Source organism: Sorangium aterium (genome assembly GCF_028368935.1).
GTDB classification, from domain to species: Bacteria; Myxococcota_A; Polyangia; order Polyangiales; family Polyangiaceae; genus Sorangium; species Sorangium atrum.
This window is the reverse complement of record NZ_JAQNDK010000002.1, coordinates 593757-612088: the sequence shown is the minus strand read 5'-3', so window position 1 is coordinate 612088 and position 18332 is coordinate 593757. Positions and strand designations below refer to the sequence as shown.

At 73.3% G+C, this 18332-nt stretch carries 12 protein-coding genes; 4 read left to right on the top strand and 8 right to left on the bottom strand.

Going from position 1 to position 18332, the window contains the following annotated elements; all coding sequences use genetic code 11:
• Window positions 1-37: 37 nt before the first annotated feature.
• From POL72_RS17190 to POL72_RS17165, 6 genes are all read right to left on the bottom strand, one after another.
• Window positions 38-469, bottom strand: coding sequence for a hypothetical protein (locus tag POL72_RS17190; protein ID WP_272096464.1), 432 nt, complete (start codon window positions 467-469; stop codon window positions 38-40).
• 324 nt (window positions 470-793) lie between these two features.
• On the bottom strand, window positions 794-2230 hold the full coding sequence (locus tag POL72_RS17185; protein ID WP_272096463.1) for an SIR2 family protein: 1437 nt from the start codon (window positions 2228-2230) through the stop codon (window positions 794-796).
• 123 nt (window positions 2231-2353) lie between these two features.
• A complete protein-coding gene (locus POL72_RS17180) occupies window positions 2354-3499 on the bottom strand; it encodes a hypothetical protein (RefSeq protein WP_272096462.1) in 1146 nt (381 codons plus the stop codon).
• 206 nt (window positions 3500-3705) lie between these two features.
• A complete protein-coding gene (locus POL72_RS17175) occupies window positions 3706-5832 on the bottom strand; it encodes an ATP-binding protein (protein WP_272096461.1) in 2127 nt (708 codons plus the stop codon).
• 217 nt (window positions 5833-6049) lie between these two features.
• Window positions 6050-7357, bottom strand: coding sequence for a FecR domain-containing protein (locus POL72_RS17170; protein WP_272096460.1), 1308 nt, complete (start codon window positions 7355-7357; stop codon window positions 6050-6052).
• Window positions 7354-8106: an RNA polymerase sigma factor gene (locus POL72_RS17165; RefSeq protein WP_272096459.1), complete on the bottom strand. Its 753-nt coding sequence runs from the start codon at window positions 8104-8106 to the stop codon at window positions 7354-7356. Before POL72_RS17165 ends, POL72_RS17170 begins: the two co-directional genes overlap by 4 nt.
• A gap of 333 nt (window positions 8107-8439) precedes the next feature.
• On the opposite strand from POL72_RS17165, the gene POL72_RS17160 reads away from it, so the two are divergent.
• Together POL72_RS17160 and POL72_RS17155 are read left to right on the top strand one after the other, a co-directional pair.
• Window positions 8440-8655 (top strand): hypothetical protein, encoded by a 216-nt coding sequence (locus POL72_RS17160; protein WP_272096458.1) that lies wholly within the window; start codon window positions 8440-8442, stop codon window positions 8653-8655.
• Window positions 8656-8958: 303 nt separating this feature from the next.
• Window positions 8959-10041: a hypothetical protein gene (locus POL72_RS17155; RefSeq protein WP_272096456.1), complete on the top strand. Its 1083-nt coding sequence runs from the start codon at window positions 8959-8961 to the stop codon at window positions 10039-10041.
• A gap of 57 nt (window positions 10042-10098) precedes the next feature.
• Here the strand turns inward: POL72_RS17155 and POL72_RS17150 are convergent, their stop codons facing one another.
• Window positions 10099-11253 (bottom strand): ferritin-like domain-containing protein, encoded by a 1155-nt coding sequence (locus POL72_RS17150; protein WP_272096455.1) that lies wholly within the window; start codon window positions 11251-11253, stop codon window positions 10099-10101.
• A 260-nt stretch (window positions 11254-11513) separates the two neighbouring features.
• Window positions 11514-12998: a serine/threonine-protein kinase gene (locus POL72_RS17145; RefSeq protein WP_272096454.1), complete on the bottom strand. Its 1485-nt coding sequence runs from the start codon at window positions 12996-12998 to the stop codon at window positions 11514-11516.
• 170 nt (window positions 12999-13168) lie between these two features.
• On the opposite strand from POL72_RS17145, the gene POL72_RS17140 reads away from it, so the two are divergent.
• Window positions 13169-14020, top strand: coding sequence for a hypothetical protein (locus tag POL72_RS17140; protein WP_272096453.1), 852 nt, complete (start codon window positions 13169-13171; stop codon window positions 14018-14020).
• A 7-nt stretch (window positions 14021-14027) separates the two neighbouring features.
• Window positions 14028-18302: a serine/threonine-protein kinase gene (locus tag POL72_RS17135; protein WP_272096452.1), complete on the top strand. Its 4275-nt coding sequence runs from the start codon at window positions 14028-14030 to the stop codon at window positions 18300-18302.
• Window positions 18303-18332: the final 30 nt, after the last annotated feature.

Genomic DNA, 18332 nt, shown 5'->3' with positions numbered 1-18332 from the left:
TGGCCGGACTCCCGACCCGGACTCCTGGCGGGCGGAACTAGAACGCGAGCAGGCGCCCGAGCAGCGTTCTGTACCTGCGCAGGGCGAGCCGGAGCTCCTCTGTCGACGCCTCCGCTCGCCCAGGCTCGCCGTCGACGAGGCGCTGCAGCGCGGCGCGCTCCTCCCGGAAGCTCTGCGCGACCCGCTGGATCGCCTCGTTCACGAGCGCGTCGGCCTGCTCGACCGAGAGGCGTGGCGCCTCGATGAAGCCCGCCTGGATCGCGCTCCAGCGCTCGGACAGCTCGCGCGCCTCTTCCGGCGTGAGCACGGGCGCGCGCTCCGGCCAGGGCTCTCCTGTGGGTCCGCCGCGCGCCGTGTAGACGGCCGGCTGGCGGCCCGACTCGGGCGGGATGTCTTCTTCGGCGAACCGCGCCTCGGGCTGGCTGCTCTCGCGCGCCGTCACCATCCGTTCTCTGTGCAATGGGCTCACGATGGCCACCTCTCCGCTCGTTGGCGCTGTGCGCCCAGCGGGCATAGCAAGCCGCATGCGCGTCCCGATGTGCATCCGCGCCCGCTGCGGCGCGCGCAGCGCGACAAGGCCAGAGGCCCGGAAGAGCGCGAGAAAATCCAGAGAGCCCTCGGGCACGCCGGGCTGCCCGGCGCCGATCACGCGGAGCGGCGATCCTTCATGAGCCGATGAGGCGGAAGAGTACGGAATACGCCCGGCGCCGGCGGAGCCGCCGCTCGCGCACGCCCGCGCGCCACAGAGCCGCCGAGCGCGCCAGGGCCGCCGCTCGGCCGCGGGCGCGCAGATTCACCTCAGCGACGGGCGCAGCTTCGTCACGACGGCGCGGATCTCCCGCGCCACCTGGAGGAGCGCCTCGTCCGCATCGGACCACTTGGTCACGGGCTTCTTGTCCCGCGGCACCGCCTGGAGCTCGGCGAAGCGCGTCGTCTCCCAGTCGCAGGGCCGGAGCAGGATCGGCACGACCACGGTCTGCCCCGCGGCGCGCCTTTCCATCGCGCGCGCCACCTGCGCATCGCCTTGCTCGGACGCGAGGTAGCTCGCGCTCACCAGGAGGAGGACGAGGTCGGCCGCCTCGAGCTGCTCGCCGATCGCGCGCTCCGTGTCCTCGCCCGCGTCGATCTTCCCGCTGTGCCACGGCGCGATCAGCCCCTCCCGCCTGAGCGGGGTCATGTGCGCCTCGAGGCGCGCGAGGAGATCCCCATCGGCCGAGGCGTAGGAGAAGAAGACGCGCGCCGGCCGCGGCGCCGCCGTTGCGCTCGGTGTCGACGTCGGCGGCGCCGCGATCGCCTTCACGAGCGACGACGGCAACGTGGGCGACGACTGCTGCTGGGCCCGCGCACCGGCGGGCGGCGGCGCAGCGGCGGGCGGCGGCGCAGCGGCGGGCGGCGGCGCAGCGGCGGGCGGCGGCGCCGCCGCGCCCGGCTCCAGGCCGAGGAGGACCTGCGCGACCTCCGCATGATCGCCCGCCTGGTTCTCGTAGACGATGAGCCGGACGCCCGACTCCTCGAGCAGCCGGCGGCGGAACGGCGGCACCCCCTTCGGGAGCAGCGCGAAGTGCATGGGCGGCTGCCCGCCAGAGAGCGCGCGCACGCGGGCGAGCGTCTGGTCGATGTTGTCGTCGGCGAGGCCGAAGCCCACGAACAGGATGGAGTGCGTGCGGTAGAGGGCGCCGAACGCGTCCTGAAGCAGGGGCGAGCCGAAGATCGCCCGGTCGTACTGGTCGCGCGAGAACACCCAGGTGTCCCACGCCCGCAGCGTGCCGTGCAGCTTCAGGATGAAGCACCTGTCCATGGCGATGTCGCCCGCCGGCCGATCGACCATGCGCCACTCGCCCTGGAACGCGCGCTCCAGGAAGCGGTCGATGTTCGTGGTCAGCACGGCCTTGAGCTTCGGCTTGAGCGCGGCGATCGCCCGCGCCAGCTCCGGCACGTCGCGGCCGGTGTCGTCGAGCTCCTTGTCGACCGTCCAGTTGAAGTCCTGCGGCCCGAGCGCCAGCCTCGCGGCGGAGAGCGCGTTGATGAGCTGGTTCGAGGAGATGTACTGCTGGATCTCGTCGATGACCGCCGGGTCCGCGCTCCGCCGCCGCGCGCGGTCGCGCAGCTTCTCGGCGAGCTGCTTCCAGGTGGGCATGCCCGCGGCCGCCGAGACGCCGGCGCCTGCGAAGACGATCAGGTTCCCTGACGTGTAGCGCTCACGCAGCTGCTCGAGGATCTCTTCATCCATCAGCGATCACGATACCGCGGATCTGCGCCAGCGGGCGGCGCCCCGCCGCATCCTCACCGCGTCTCACCCTCACCGCAGCGGCGCGGAGCGCCGCACCCCGCAGCGGCGCGGAGCGCCGCACCCTCACCGCAGCGGCGCGGAGCGCCGCTCCGTGGCGAGCGAGAGGCCGATCCCCAGCCAGGCCCCCTCGACGGCGCCCGCCTGGCCACGGGCGTCCTCGTAGGGCGCCGGCCGCAGCACGATCCCCGGGTCCAGCGTGAGCCCGAGCCACACCGGACCGCCCAGCCGGGTCTCCACGCCGAGCCCGAGGCCGGCGCGGGCGGACCACGTATCGCGCTCGCCGGCGATGCCATCGACGGAGACGGCGGCGGGCAGCCTGAGCGACGCGACGGAGGCGGTGGCGCCGATCGAGAGGCGCCACGAGGCGGCCAGCCAGAAGCGGTAGTCGCCCGAGAAGCCCGCCTCGAGCCAGCGCAGCGGCTCGCCGCCGGACGGCGCGGCCAGCAGGCGGGCGAACAGCGACTCCGTGAGCCGCAGGCGCCGCAGGCCGAGCGCGAGGCCCGCCCCGCCGAGCACCCGCGGGCCGCCCGAGACGACCGCCGCGTAGGGACCGGCCGAGACGGACAGGGTGTCGAGATCGCGCGAGGCGAGCTCGACCTCGTCCTGGGTGGGGCGCCGCGGCGAAGGCGGCCGCCGTGGGGCGCGCGCGCGGCGCATCTCGGCGACGATCATCTCGGAGGCGGCGATCGCGACGAGCCGCGCGGCGACGTCCGATGTGAGGCCGGAGACGGCGATCTGCCGGCGCACGACCGCGCGGCCGTCGAGGCGCACCTGGATCTCGAGGCGGGCCGCGGTGGGCCGATCGACCCACACCGTCGCGACGCGGTCGCCGAGCGGGCCGACCGGCTCGGCGGCCAGCGCCGCGCCGTCCGGGAGCTCGATCTCGAGCAGGCGCCGCACGCGGACGCTGGAGACCTCCTCCGCCGCGCCGCGCGACAGGGCGACGCGCACCTCGATGGGCGCCGCCGCGTCGGGCAGCCGCGGCGCTGCCGGCGCAGATGCGCGGCTGGTGCTCGCCACGACGGCGCGCGGCTCGGCAGCCGCCGCGGGGGAGGCGAAGCTCAGCGGGACGACGAGCGCGGAGACCAGGAGGGCGACCGCGGGGACGGCGAGCACAGGCAGCCCGCGGCGCGGGGCGCCCGCCGGGGGCCGGCGGCCAAGGCCCGTCCTCTGCGGGGGCGTCCGCGCCGGAGATGATCCGCTAGGCATCCTCGCACGGGCCATCGGGGTACTTGGCCACATACCCTGTTGCCATCTGAATTGCCTCTTTCTTGTGGTTCGAGACCACCTCACCGAGGCTGCTCTGGCCGGACGAATCCGCCGCGGCGCGCTCTCGAACGAGAGCGGCCGCGCGTTCGCGGATTATTTCGCTGCCAGCGCTCACCACACAGGGGAGCGCGACTGCCTGCCCCGGCTCACGCCTCCTGGCGGAACGCGGCCACGAGCCAGTTGACGTGACGACCTGTGTCGTCGTCGTTCGAATGGCGCTTGAACAGCGGCATCCTCAGGATGCGCACGTGATCCTGGAGGTTCGTCTTGAAGGGCGAGCCCTGGATGGGCGTCCCGTCGGGCCGCACCTGCCGCCCCTCGATCTTCATCTTCTTCAGCACCTCGAGGGACGCGAGCCGCAGGAGCTCATAGGCCCTTTCCGGGTCCTTGCAGCTCACGGAGACGATGAGCTTGCCGAACGTGGGGTCCTTGTTCACGAGGACGTCCCCCGCCTCGAAGCCGCAGTCGAAGCGGACCTTCAGGTCGGTGAGGCCCTTCTCCTCGAGCGCCTCGCGGATCGCGTCGGTGTCGGGGAGCGCGATGCGATCGAAGATACCCGCGTTGGGCAAGAACAGCCCTTTGCCGCCGTCCCGCGAGTCCCTGAGATCGGGATTCCAGCTCTCCGCGTTGATGCGGAACTCGCGGCTACAGTGGGTCTGCACCACGTGGTCCTGCTCGAAATCGATGGGTTGCCCGTCCGCGATGCGCATCTGCCACGCGACGAGGTTCACGGGGACGCGGCTGCGCTTCCGCTTGATGGCGTACGTCTCCTCGCTGACGGGGTGCTCCACCTGGATCCGCGTGTTCATCTCGAGGAAGTAGAACTTCCCTTCCTTGAACATCAGCTCCACCGTGCCCGCGCCCACGTAGCCCACGCGGTCCGCGATCTGCACCGCGAGCCCGCAGATGCGCTCTTCCAGGCCCGGATACCGCCGGAGCAGGGCCGGCGGCGCCTCTTCCTGGATCTTCTGGCTCGCGCGCTGCTCGCTGCAGTCGCGCATGCCGAAGTGCCGCGTGTTGCCGTAGCGATCCCGCAGCACCTGCACCTCCAGGTGGATCGTCTCCGGGATGTTCTGCTCGAACATCACCCCCGGCTGCCAGTTGTACGCCTTGATCTCGCCAAGGACCTTCTGGATGGCCTGCGGCACCTGCTCCACCGTCGGGATGACGGCCTGCCCGCGGCCACCGCCGCCGTTGGCGGCCTTCAGGCGCCCCGGGAACGTGAAGCGCCCAGCCGCGTGCGCCTCCAGGACGGTCCGCTGGATCTCGCCCGGATCGTCGCTGTCGATGACGATGCCCGGCGTCACAGCGGTCGGGTCGAAATCCTGAGCCATCAGGCGGAATTTGCGCTTGTCGCCGGCGCTCTCCACCACGTCCTGCATCGGGCCGACGAAGACGATGTTCTTCTGGCGGAAGTGCCGGATGGCCGCGGCGTTCTCCGCGAGCGGGCCGTACCCGGGATAGAGCCCCGCGCGCGACAGCTCGTCCTGCCAGCCGTCGCCGAAGCGCCGCTCGAACTCGGCCCTCACCTTGTCCGCGATCTGGGTGAAGTTCGCGTAGCTCTCGCGGAAGCTCCCCTCGAGCCCGACCCCGAACCCGCCGCCCTCCCGCGCGATCCGCAGCTGCAGCGCGTTCGCGTCGTCCTGCAGGCTGTAGAGGACCACGGGGATCTTGCCGAGCGCGATCGCCTCCCGCGTGGCCCGCACGCCCATCTCCCCCTTGTCCGCCACGAGGATGTACTTGAGCTGGCCCGCGCTCACCGTCGTGGCGGGGTAGCTGTCCAGGCGATGAACGGCGGCGTACAGGAGATCCAGCACCTGCGCGTCCTCCCGCAGGAGATCGCCGGCCCGGGAGCGCAGGTGCTCCGCCGCCTGGTCGCGGAGCGAGGGCTCGTCCTGCTCCAGGATCAGGAACTTGAGGAAGCGCTCGTCGTCGAAATCACGGCGCTTCAGCGCCCGGAGCAGCCCGCCCTCCAGGTAGCGAGCGAACCCGTCCCGGTCCGCGGCCGTGATCGCCGCGCGCGTGTCCCTGATCCGCGCGAGCAAGCCCTCCGCCGCCGCGAGGAGCTCCTGCACCCGCTCCTCGTCGAGCAGCGCCCTGCGCAGCGCCGCTTCCAGGGGGCGCTGCCAGCCGAAGTGCGTCCTCCACACCTCGCCGTTCGCGATGAGGTACCGCAGCCCGAGGAGGCGGTGCGCGTCCTTGCCGCCGGCCAGCGTGCCCAGATCGAGCAGCACGAAGCCAGGGACACCCATCGCCGTGGTGAACGCCTCCATCGAGGACACATAGCCGCCTCGGGGCAACACCAACTTCCACGACGGGAGCGATTGAGCGTCGTTGCGAGCGGGTAGAGAGCTGGTGCGGACGGCGGTGGTCATCCTGGGCGGTTCTCCGGCGCGGCGAGCGACCAAGCAAGCGCAGAACCGCCAGAGGTGTCAAGCATGTCCACCGCGCCCGGCGGAGCGCGATCGACGTGGACGGGCGCCCCCCGCTCTACGGCGTCGGGCTCGCGTCCGGGGCCGGCGGAGGCTGGGGCGGCGGGGCCGCGTGCTCCTCTTCCTCGGCCGCCTCCTCGCCGGACTCGCCGGAGACGATCCGCTGGACGTCCTCGCACCGGCCGTCCGGGTACTTGGCCACATACTCCTTGGCCATCTGAGAGGCCTCTTCCTTGTGGCCGGCGACCACCTCGGAGCGGATGCGCTTGCAGAACGAGTCCTCCGCGAGGTTGCCCTCGGGCGACAGCGAGCGCGCCTGCTCGTAGTACTTCGCCGCCAGCGCCTGCTCGCCCATGCTCGCGTACATGTCGCCGAGCTTGTAGGCCGCGATCGGCGCGTTCGCGTCGCTCGGGAAGCCCTCGACCACGCGCGCGAACGCGCGCATCGCCGCGGCGCGATCGCCGCCCTTCCCGCGCAGCAGATCGCTGAGGTCCATCAGCTCCCTCGCCGTCTTCGCGGAAGCGATGGCGCCGTCGATGCCGCCGCTCTGCTGCTGCAGGCTCTGCAGCGCCTCGGCGACGTTGCCCGCGTTGTACCGCGCGCGCCAGTCCGGCGCGGCGGCGACCTGCGCGGCGGCAGGCGGCGGCTCGATCGGCGCCACCTCCGCGCTCGAGCGCGGGAGCGACGAGGCGCGGGCGCGCCGGGGCTCCGGCGGCGCCACGACCGCGATCCGCTGCCGGATCGGCACGCCCTCCTCGGCGTCGCCGCGCCCGAGCTCCCGCGAGCCGGCCGGCGACGTGAGCTTGACCGAGCCATCCGCGACGTTGACGTCGATCGCGTCGACGTTGTGCTTCACGCGCAGCACGCTGCCCGCCGCCGCCGCGAGGCGGGCCTCGCCGGCGACGATCGCGAGCGCCGCCGTGCGCGTCCCGCTCACGGTGTCGAGCCACGCTTCGCCCTGCACGAGCCGCAGCGTCAGCGCGCCGCCGTCCGCCTGCTCGACCTCGACGGTCGTGCCCGCCGTCAGCGAGATCGTTCCGCCGCCCGGCAGCTGGAAGGTGCGCCCCTGCGAGCCCGCGGCGAACACGTCGACGAGCGACGGCGCGTCGTTGGCCGGCGCCACGGCGGTGGGCGCGGGCGCGGCGCGCTCGTCGCTCCAGATCGCCTTGCCGAGCCACAGGCCGCCGCCGAACGCCGCGAACGTCGCCGCCGCGAGCATCGCGGCCATGCTCGCGCGCCGCGGCGACGAGCGCTCGCGCGCCCCGAGGTCGTGCTCGATGCGGTCCCAGACGCGCGCGATCCGCTCCTCGGTCGCGTGGTCGCGGAGATCTGCCGGGGCGATTCGGGGTAGCCCTCGCCGGCTCATGATGAGGCCTCGCTGCTGGTTGAATCTACAAAGTGACCGTCGAGGAAGTGTTGCGCCCGCGAAATGCGCCGCTTGACGGTCGCGAGCGAGCAGTCCGTCATCTGCGCGACCGTCTCGAGATCGTGCCCCTCCACCGAGCGGAGGATCCACGCGATCCGGTCGTCGGCCGGCAGCGTCTGGAGCAGGGCGTAGATCTGCGCGATCTGCGCGCGCGCGTGGGGCGACGCGGCCGGGCTCGCCAGCGCGTCGAGATCGACCGGCTCGCTCGACTTGCCCATCCCGAGCACGCCGAGCAGCCGCGCGCGCCGCATCCGCGAGCGGACCTTGTGGACGATGATCGACCCGAGCCACGCGCGGAACGCGGCGGGATCCACGAGATCGTCGAGGCGCTCGTAGGCGCGGAGGAACGCGTCGTGAACGATGTCCTCCACGTCGCGCGCCGAGCCCTCGATGCGCGTCGCGAGGTGGATGGCGAAGGCGACGTGCCGCCGGTAGAGCTGCTCGAGCGCGCTCACGTCCCCGCGGGCGCCGAGCACCACGAGCTGCGCGTCCGGGAGCTCCGCGAGGCCTGCGCCGCGCTCGGCCGGGGCGGTCGCGGCGGAGGACCGTCTGTCCTGCGCGCGCGCCCCCCCGAACCGGCCATCGCCGCGGCCCCGCTCCTCCGGAGCGAACGCGGGCCCGGCGTCGCCCATGTCCTGCTGGGCCTCCGCGGCCGGGGCAGCCGGGACGACCGGTTCGACAAGGCGCAAGCGCCCTCGCTGAGGTCTCAGAGCCATGCGTTCGTACCAGGGGACATGACTGGAAATGTACAGCAGAAGGTGATCGCGATGCCCTCGTGGGAGGCGGGTCGCCGGTCCGGACGGAGCGCCGAGCCCTCGGCTCCTGTCCAGAGCGGCATCAGGAGCAGCCCGAACTTCCCACACTTTTCTAGACGCCTGGTCGGGCCCGGGCGGCTCATCGAAAAAACTGTGAGCCGTTCTGGCTCCCCGCGGCGTCTGGGTGGTGGCCGCCGGATTTGCGTGCGGTTCACACGCCTGTTGGTTGTGAGGGTGGCCTGACCGCCCTCTTTTTCGGAGGATTCCATGAAGAAGCTCGTTCTTGCGCTCGTCGCCGTGTCGTCCCTCGTCGTCGCCTGCGGCGGCAGCGCCCCGGCCCCGACCGACCCGGGCGCGGCTCCGGCGGCTGACCCGGCGGCGGCCCCCGCGGCCGACCCGGCGGCGGCCCCCGCGGCTGACCCGGCGGCGGCCCCCGCGGCCGACCCGGCGGCGGCTCCCGCGGCGGACGCCCCCAAGCAGTGAGCTCTCTGCGCGGCACGTCGCTTCCTTGGTGAAGCGCGCACCGCGGAGCGCTTTGGGCGACGCCTCTCCGGAGGCGCCGCCCTCTTTCATTTTGTGCCGCTTGTGCCGCGCGCTCCCGCCACCCCACCCGCCGCGGCTCCAGCGCCGGCGCGCCTGTGCTTTGGCGCCATCCGAGGGCCGTCTCCATGTATGTTCCGTCCGCGCGCCTTCCCGTGGACGGCTCGGCGCGGCGCCGCTGCAGCCCGCGAGCCGGTCCCGCTCCCTCCGACTACCAGACCTCTCGTTGTCCCCGGGGCTGATCGTATGGGTACCACAAGCCGGCTGAGCTCCCTGCTGCGGTCCGGGCGGCATCGCCCTGGCTTCCTCTCCTCGCGCGCCTTCGCCTGGTCCGCGCTCGTCGCCCTCGCGGGGGCCTCGCTCGGGGCGGGCTGCGGCCGCACCGAGACGTGGGAGTACGACAGCTCGTCGGGCGCCGAGCCCCCGGCGGCGTGCGGCGACGGCGCCTGCAACGGCGCGGAGGACTGCCAGAGCTGCGCCGCCGACTGCGGCCCCTGCCAGGGGTGCGGCGACGGCGCTTGCAACGGCGCAGAGGACTGCCGGAGCTGCGCCGCCGACTGCGGCCCCTGCCAAGGGTGCGGCGACGGCGCCTGCAACGGCGCAGAGGACTGCCAGAGCTGCGCCGCCGACTGCGGCCCGTGTCCGCGCTGCGGCGACGCCGCCTGCGATCCGGCGAGCGAGACGTGCTCGACGTGCCCGGACGACTGCGGCGTATGTCCGAACTGCGGCGACGGCGTGTGCAGCGGCGCCGAGACGTGCGCGACGTGCGCGGGCGACTGCGGCGTCTGCCAGGGCTGCGGCGACGGCGTCTGCTCGCCGCGGGAGGACTGCCGCTCGTGCGCCCCCGACTGCGGCGTCTGCGAGGCCTGCGGTAACGGCGTGTGCAACACCGGGCTGGAGAGCTGCCTCTCTTGCCCGGACGACTGCGGCGCCTGCGCCACGTGCGGCGACGGCATCTGCTCGGGGACGGAGACGTGCGCGTCCTGCCGGCGCGACTGCGGCGTGTGCGCGGTGTGCTCGAACGGCGTCTGCGAGAGCTTCGAGAGCTGCGGCCTCTGTCCCCAGGACTGCGGTGCGTGCGAGCCCATGGACTGCCAGGAGGTGGTCACCTGCGCCGCCCGGTGCATCGACAGGGAGCGGATGCCGCCGGAGTTCAGCGTCGCGTGCGTCTCCAGCTGCGTCTCGCGGGGCTGCCCCAACGCTCAGTTTTTCGCCGATCAGGTCCTCGGGTGCGCCTTCAGGTCGCTCGCCGTCTGCAACGGCGACTTCGGCTGCATCCAGAGGCAGTGCGGCGTCGAGCTCTCGGCCTGCGTCAGATCCACCTGCTGATCTCTTCCCCGGGGCCGGCGCGGGCGTCCGCCCCTTTCGCCCTCGGACGCCCTCGCCTCACGCGTCGTCGAGCAGCTCCCTGGCCGTCAGCTCGCTGGCCGCCCGCCCGTGCTCGTACTCGAGCAGGCCGAGCGAGGCGTAGCGCGGCCGCATCCGCGCGGACAAGAGGCCGATCCGCTTCAGGTTCGGCACGATCCGCCGGAACATCGTCCGGCGGAAGAACCCCATCAGGTCGCTCTGGAGCATGAGCTCGTCCCACGCGCAGCGCGTCATGCGGTGGGCGTAGAACTCGTCATAGAACTCGTGCGCCAGGAAGCGGTTGCGCAAGAGCACCGACAGATCGAACGCCCAGTCCTCACGCTCCCTCCGCGCCCGCTCGTCGATGCCCTCGCGGTAGAACCTGCTCAGCGCGAGCACCCCGTAGTGGACGTGGCGCGCCTCGTCGGTGATCACCGACCGGAGGACGTCCTTGAGGAGCGGCTCGCTCGTCACCTGTCGAATCGAGCCGAACGCGCCGAGCGCCAGGCCCTCGATCATGATCTGCATGCCGAGGAACTTCATGTCCCACCGGCCGTCGCTCATGATCGCGTCGATGACGACATAGAGGTTGTCGTTGATCTCGTAGAGCTTCTCCAGCTTCTGCGTCAGGTACGCGTGGAACACCTCGACGTGGCGCCCCTCGTCGGCGACCTGCGTGCTCCCATAGAGCTTCGCGTCGAGCGACGGCACGCACTCCGTGATCTGCGACGCCGCGAACAAGGCGCCCTGCTCGCCGTGCAGGAACTGGCTCAGCATCCAGGAGAGCAGCCCGTGGCGCTGCGTCGCCCGCTCCCGCTCGGAGAGCCTGCCCCAGGCGGGCAGCTTGGACGGCGGCATCCAGCTGTCGGGCAAGAGCGGCATTGCCGGGTCGAGCCAGTCGACGCTCCGCGACCAGTCGAGGTCTGTCGCAGCGTTCCACTGGGACGTCTTGGCGAGGTGGTAGAGCCGCGCCATGTCGGGGTCGTCCCGCCCGTAACTCCAGTTAAAGCTGGCCTCGTATCCAACCGAGATATCGGTCGAGACCACGCCCTTGCCCCGCCGCTGGACGAAGCCGCGAAAGGCGGGCCCGAGCAGCGAGGCGAGCACACGGACGTTACCGCTGCTCGACGCGTCACGAAGGAGAGGGGCGGAATCGAGGAGGGTCTGGAGTGCTTGCTGGAGGCGCATGGACATGAGAGCTTTCTGGAGCGGCGAGGCGCGGACGCGAGGTCGAGCGACCCGCGGGCGGCCCTTATAATGGCACCTATCTTCGAGCGGCAATCGCCTCTCGCTCGTTTTTGCGTCGTCATATCGGCTCCGGGAGCTCCCGAGTCGGCCAGGGGGTCCACGCCGAGCGCGCGCCCGTCGCCCGCCTGACATCGCACGTCGCAGGGGCGCGGCCCGCGCGTCGCGCGCGTCGCTGAAGGCCCAACGCTGGCCGCGCGCCCTCCGCGTCAGAGCGCGCGGCACCGCAGCGTGGGCGCCGGCGAGGAGCAGTGCCCGGAGAGCTCGCCGATCAGCAGGAGCCCGGGCGGCCCCGCGGAGAGATCGAGTCCGCCGATCCCGCGGACCGCCGCCTCCGTCGCGCAGAGCCCTTGCACCGAGTCGACGGGCGCCCACGCCCCGACCCGGGCCAGGTCGCCGCCGATGATCTCCGGGAGGTTCGCCGAGCGCACAACGACCTGCCCGGCGTGCAGGCACAGGTTCGTGTGCACGCGCGTGTCCGGGCCGCTCCTCAGCGCGATCTCCTCGTGGAGCGAGGCGGCGATCTCGATCACGGCCGCGCGCTCGAGCAGCGACTCCCGCAGCTCGCTGGAGAGGAGGCGCACGGCGAGGATCTCGCTGCCGGTCACGGAGACGAGCGTGAGCCCGGCGTCCCGGAGGCGCTCCTCCGCGAGGTCGAGCACGAGGCCGAGCTCCTCGGCGAGCGCGTCGTCGAGATCGTCGGCGTCGGTGCGCACCCGGAGATCGAGGTAGATCGCGATCGCGTCGGTCTGGAGCTCCGGCACGCTGCTCCGCCCCGACGTCGGCTCGCCGACCGCCTCGCGGAGCGTGTAGAGGAAGCTCTTCACCGAAGGGTAGCGGTGCTCCGGCTGCTTCTCCATGCAGCGCAGCACCACCGCGTCGAGCGCGGGCGGCAGCGGGGTCCGCCGGCTCGGGCGCGGCGCGGGCTCCTCCAGGTGCTGCCGGAGCAGCTCGGTCGCGTCCGGCGAGTAGAACGGGAGCTTGCCCGTGAGGAGCCTGTGCAGCAGGACGCCGAGCGCATACACGTCCACGCGCGCGTCGAGGACGCCGCCGAGGATCTGCTCGGGCGCCATGATCGTGAGGGTGCCGGGCGCCCTCCCCGCCGTGGTGAAGCCGCTCGCCCCCTCGTCCGGCTCCATCAGCTTGGCGATCCCGAAATCGAGGAGCTTGACCGCCCGCGGGGCGCCCCGCGAGACGAAGATGTTGCTGCCCTTCACGTCGCGATGGATGATCCCGGCCGCGTGCGCCGCGTCGAGCGCCGAGCAGACCGGCTCGAGCAGCTCGAGCGCCTGCTCCGGCGACAGCCGCCCCTCCTGCCGGAGGAGCACGTCGAGCGTCACCCCGTCGAGGTGCTCCATCACATAAAAGGGCCGGCCGTCCGCGAGCTCGCCGGCGTCATGAATCTCGACGATCCCGGGGTGGTTGAGCAGCCTCACCACCTCGACCTCGCGCAGGAAGCGCTTCACCATCTTCGGCGACGCGGCGAGCGTCCCGTGGAGCACCTTCATCGCCACCCGCGCGCCGGTCCGGAGGTGAATCGCCTCGTACACGGCCCCACATCCGCCCCGGGCGATGGGCGACACAATGCCGTACTCACCCGCCCGCGAGCCGCACGGCAGCTCGCCTCGGGAAAAGGACCTCTCCTCCAGTGAAAATGCCCGCGTCTCGTTATCTCGTGTCGCCAAAGCATCCATCGTCATAACCCCCCCGATGCGACTAAGGGCTCACCCGAGCGATGATTTTCTCCGCGCCAGACGGCCGGGTTGGCGCTACACGTCGCTTCGCCAAGTGGTACAGTAAATCCATCGTTATCCTTACGGTAGCCTATTCCATCTGCTAGCAGAACGGGCGGGGAGGGGGACAGATGAAGAGGCGAATCCGAGCGCTGTGCGCGCACACATTTCTGTTGGCTTCAGTGCCGTGCTGCGGTGGCAGCGACGGATTTCCCGCGGAGTGGGGGTCGGTCGACGAGGTCTCAAGTGCGCTCCTGAATCACAACGCGCTGAATCCGAACGCCCTCAACCCGAACGCCCTCAACCCGAACGCCCTCAACCCGATTGCGCTCGCCCCGAACAGACTCGCCTTGAGCGCCCTCTCGGCGGCGGTCCGCGCCGCCATCACCCGCCCAGGAGAGCTCGGCACGATGTCCCGGCAGCTCCTTCAATACATCGTCGGCTGCGCGCTGACCCCGTCGCAATCGTTCAGGTTCTCGTGGCGCGACGAGCTCGGCGAGCTGCGCGAGGAGGTCTACCCGGGGTACCTCGGGCTCGCTGCGAGCTGGGCCATCGCGCCGCTGAGCGAGTCCCGGGAGCAGTGGGTCTCGGCCTGCGTGGCGTCGCGCGCCAACCGGACCGGCGTCTCCGTGATGATCTCGTCGCGCGCGGCGCACCTCGCCCTCAGGCACCCGGACGCGAGCGAGGTCGAGTCGTATCCGATGGAGGAAGGCGCGTTCTGGGGCAATCTGTTCGCGACACCCCCCCGCCTCTATGCCTGCTACAACGAATCGAACGCGGAGAGCTCTCGGGCCCTCAGCAGGGACTGCGCCGCGGGGCTCCCCGAGCCCGAAGGGGGCGTCCGGGAATGCCCGAACATTCACATCGTGGGCTCATGCGATCTCGCGTGTGACGCGCTCAGCGCAGCCGACGGCTATCGCCCGAGCTGCACCGACGATCGAGGCGAGTCGTGGCCCGCGGTGATTACGACGTTCCTGCCATGAGGCCCCCATGTTGCCCGATGCTCGTCGAGGCGGAAGCGCGGCTCGCTCCGGGGCGCCCACCGCGCGGTGCAAGGAGTGCGGCAGGCGCGTCGCGCACGCGGATCCGGGGTGTCCGGAGCACGGCCCCGTGGCGCGGCAGGGCAGCCAAGAGCCCGTAGCGCCCGGCGGCGCGGACGAGCCCAGCGGCAGCTGGCTCGGCGCGACCGCTCTGCCCAGCATCGAAGGCTACCGGGGCGTCCGGCTCGCCGGCGCAGGCGGGTTCGGGGCCGTGTTCGCGGCCGAGCCCGAGGAGGGCGGCCCGACCGTGGCGATCAAGGTCGCGCGCGCCGACCGGGCGGACGCGAGCGCCCGCCTCGTCAAGGAGATGCGGGCCCTCTACGACGTCGGGCCGCCCCACGTGCCCGCCGTCTACGGGTGTGGCCAGCTCGCCTCGGGCGCGCCGTACTTCGTCATGGAGTACCTCGACGGCCCCACGCTCGCCGACCGCCTCGTGGCGCGCGGGGTCGCCGGGCCGATGCCGGCGCGCGAGGCGTGCGCCCTCGCGCGCGCCGCGCTCCGGGCCCTCGAGGCGATCCACGCGCGCGGCTACGTGCACCGCGACGTCAAGCCGGAGAACATCTTCGTCTCCGGCGCGCCGCTCGTCGCGCGCGCCGGGGACGGCGGGCACCGCGCCACCATCATCGATCTCGGCCTCGCCGCGGGGCACCACGAGCCGTCGCACCGCATCACCGCCGAGAGCGACGCGCCCGGCACCGCCGAGTACATGGCCCCCGAGCAGTGCGACGGCCGCGGCGACGTCGACGCGCGCGCGGACGTGTACGCCCTCGGCGTCGTGCTGTTCGAGCTGCTCACCGGCAAGCCGCCGTTCTGGGGACCTCCCGCCCTGGTGCGGCAGGACCACATGAGCCGCCGCCCCCCGCGGCCCTCCCAGATCGCGCCGATCTCGCGCTCGCTCGAGGAGATCGTGCTCCGGTGCCTCGCGAAGGACAGAGGCCAGCGCTTCGCGAGCGCCGCGGCGCTCGGCGCCGCCCTGGAGAGCTTCGAGCGCGGCCAGGAGCGCCGCCCCTCGCGCCTCCGGCGTCCCACCACGGAGCCGCCGCCGCCGAGCGCCCGCAGCGTCGAGCGGCGCGCCGTCGCGCTCCTCTTCTTCGAGGCCGAGCTCGACGTCGTGGCCCTCCAGCGCAGGCTCAGCGCCCTGGGCGGGGAGCTCGCCCACGCCGCGGGCGGCCGCTTCGTCGCCGTCTTCGATCACGCGGACGGCGCGAGCCCGCTGCGCCGCGCGGCGCACGCCGGCCGCGAGCTCGAGCAGCAGCGCGTCCTCTCCCGCGGGCTGCTCGACCTCGCGACCGTGTCCGTCCAGCCGCGGCCCGACGGCACGCGGCGGTTCCTGAGCCCGCTCTTCCACCGGGAGGACCGGTTCGCGGCGGGCGGCCCTGCAGGCCTCACCCTGTCGCCGGCGGCCGCGGCGGCGCTCGGCGACGACGCCTCGCAGGCCCAGGGCGATGGCCTCCCCCCGCAAGGACCGGCCTCCGTCCGGCCCGGGCTGGCGGCCGCCCAGCCCGACGCCGACACCGCGTTCGACTCGAGCTCCCAGCCGCTCTTCGGCCGGAGCGATGTCCTCGACGCGCTGGTCGCGGGCGCGCGCGACGCCGTGGCGACCGCGACGCCCACCATCGCCAGCGTCATCGGGGTGGCCGGCCACGGCAAGAGCCGCCTCGCCGGCGCGCTCGCGCAGCGGCTGCGCGCGATCGAGGGGCGCGCCGAGGTGATCGAGCTCCGGACCGGCGAGCCGGTCGCCGGCGGGGCCGATCGCGTCGTCCGGGAGATCCTTCAGCGGGCGCTCGCGCTGCCGTCGTCCCCTCCGGCGGACGGCGGCAGCGCGCTCCTGCGGCGCCGCCTCGCGGGCGCGCAGCAGGGGCAGCTCGGGGCCGCGGTGGCGCTCGCGCTCGGCTGGATCAGCGACGACGCGCTCGCCGAGGAGCGCTACCCGGAGCTCCGCGCGCTCTCCGCGGCGCCCGGCGCGCTCCGCGCCGCGCTCTCCGTGGCCGCCGGCGAGGCCCTCCGCCGGCGATCGCGCCGGACGCCGCTCTTCGTGGTGCTCGACGACGCGCACGTGGCCGACGACGCGGCGCTCGCCGCGCTCGAGTACGCGGCGCTCGCCGAGGCGCAGGCGCCGCTCTTCATCTGCGCGTTCGGGCGGCCGAGCTTCGAGAGCGCGCGCCCCTCCTTCGGCGAGCGCGCCGCGCGCCGCGAGACCTACCGCCTCGAGGCGCTCGATCGCGAGAGCGCGATCGCCCTGTGCCGGCGGCTGCTCCTGCCCGCGGAGGACGTGCCCGAGCCCGCGGTCGCGCACCTCGTCGAGCGCGCGCAGGGCGTCCCGCTCCTGCTCATCGAGCTCGTGCGCGGCCTCAAGCGCGGGGGCATCGTGCGCCGGCACCCGCGCGGCGACGCGTGGTACCTCGCCACCGACGAGCTCGATCGGCTCCCCGACATGCCGCTCCTCGACTGGCTGGCCCTCGGCGAGATCGACGCGCTCCCGCCCGCGCTCCAGGCGCACGCGCGGCTCATCGCGCTGCTCGGCCCCGACGTCGCGGTCGCGGAGGTGGCCGGCGTGCTCCACCGGCTCGACGAGCACGGCGAGGCCGACGATCTCCCGCTCGACGCCGCGGTCGCCGTGAAGCGGCTGATCGCCGCGGACCTCCTCGTCCAGGACCGGCGCGGCCGCATCGGCTTCCGACACGCGCTGGTCCGCGAGGCGGTGGCCCGCGGCGCGCCCGAGCCGCTCCGCCGGCGCGTCCACCTCGCGGCGTTCAAGCTGCACCGCGACGCCGCGGGCGACGAGGCCGGCGAGCGCGACGCGCCGCACCTCAAGAACGAGCGCCTCATCCCGTTCGCGTACCACGCTGCCCAGGCGGGCCTCGGCGAGATCGCCGAGATCGCCTACCTCACCCTGGCGGAGCGCGCGCGCGCCCGGCACGCCTACCTCGACGCGGAGACGCTCTACAGCCGCGCCCTGGAGCAGCCGATCGAGCCGACGGCCCCCGGCGGAGGCCCGCCCAGCCGCCGCGCGCCGGGCGGGGTGCGCCCCGATCGCGCGGCCGCGCACCGGGGCCGCGGCCTCATGCGCTACCGCCTCGGCCGCTACCACGACGCGCTCGCCGACTTCGCCAGCGCGCGGGCCATCGCGCGGGCGCGCGGCGACGTCCCGGCGCAGATCGACATCCTGCTCGACGAGGCCACGGCGCTCGACTGGATGGACGAGTTCAAGAGCTCCGAGGAGCGCGTCGAGGAGGCGGGCGTGCTCGCCGAAGAGATCACGCTGTCGCCGGCGCTCACCGCGCGCCTCGCGCTCGGCGCCGGGCGCACGCTCCACCGCTTCAGCCAGGAGGAAGAGGCGGCCGCCGCGCTCGAGCGCGCCGCGGCGTCGGCCGCCTCGCTCGGCGACGAAGGGTACGAGACGCTCGTCATCTCGCTGCTCATGCTCGGCTTCGTCCTCCAGGGGCTCGGCCGGCTCGACGACGCCGAGGACGCGCTCGGCCGGGCGATCGCGCTCTGCGAGGCGCACCACGACACGCTCCACCTCTGCTCCGTGACGAACAACCGCGCGCTCCTCTGGGCGTGCCGCGGCGACAAGGCCCGGATGATCGCCGATCTCGAGCGGGTGCTCGCGCTCGCGCGCGACCTCGGCCAGAGCGGGCTGGAGCGGATCGGCGAGTACAACCTCGGCGAGTACCTCTACCTGATGGACGACCTCGCGGCGGCGAGGCCGCACATCGATCGCGCGCTCGACATCGAGCGGCACCGGTTCTGCGGGACGTGCCGGCCGGTCGCGCTGCTCCTCAAGACCCGGTTCCTCTTCTATTGCGGCGAGCAGGCCGAGGCGCGCGCGCTGTTCCAGCAGATGCGCGAGATGCAGGAGCGAGCCCGCGAGGACGGCCAGGCCGACGCGCTGATGGTCCCCTCGGAGGAGGTGCTCTGCGCCATGATCGATCTGGCCACGCAGGACAGGGGCGCCGCGGACGACGCCGCGTGGGACGCCCTCGTGGACCGCTCGGCGCAGAGCTCCGTGGGCCAGGAGCACATCGAGGTCCTCGAGATCCGCGCGGTGACCGCGCTGCGGCGCGGCCGGCTCGCCGCCGCGCGCGGCGCGCTCTCGGCCGCGCTCGAGGCCGCGGAGCGCATCCCGAACGTGATGGGCGACCGGCTGCGCCGCCACGCCGCCGCCCTCGCCGAGCGCGAAGCGGCGGAGGCCGCCCTGGATCAGCCGACGCAGCCGGCGTAGGCAAGCCGCCCCGGCGCCGCCGCCCCGTGA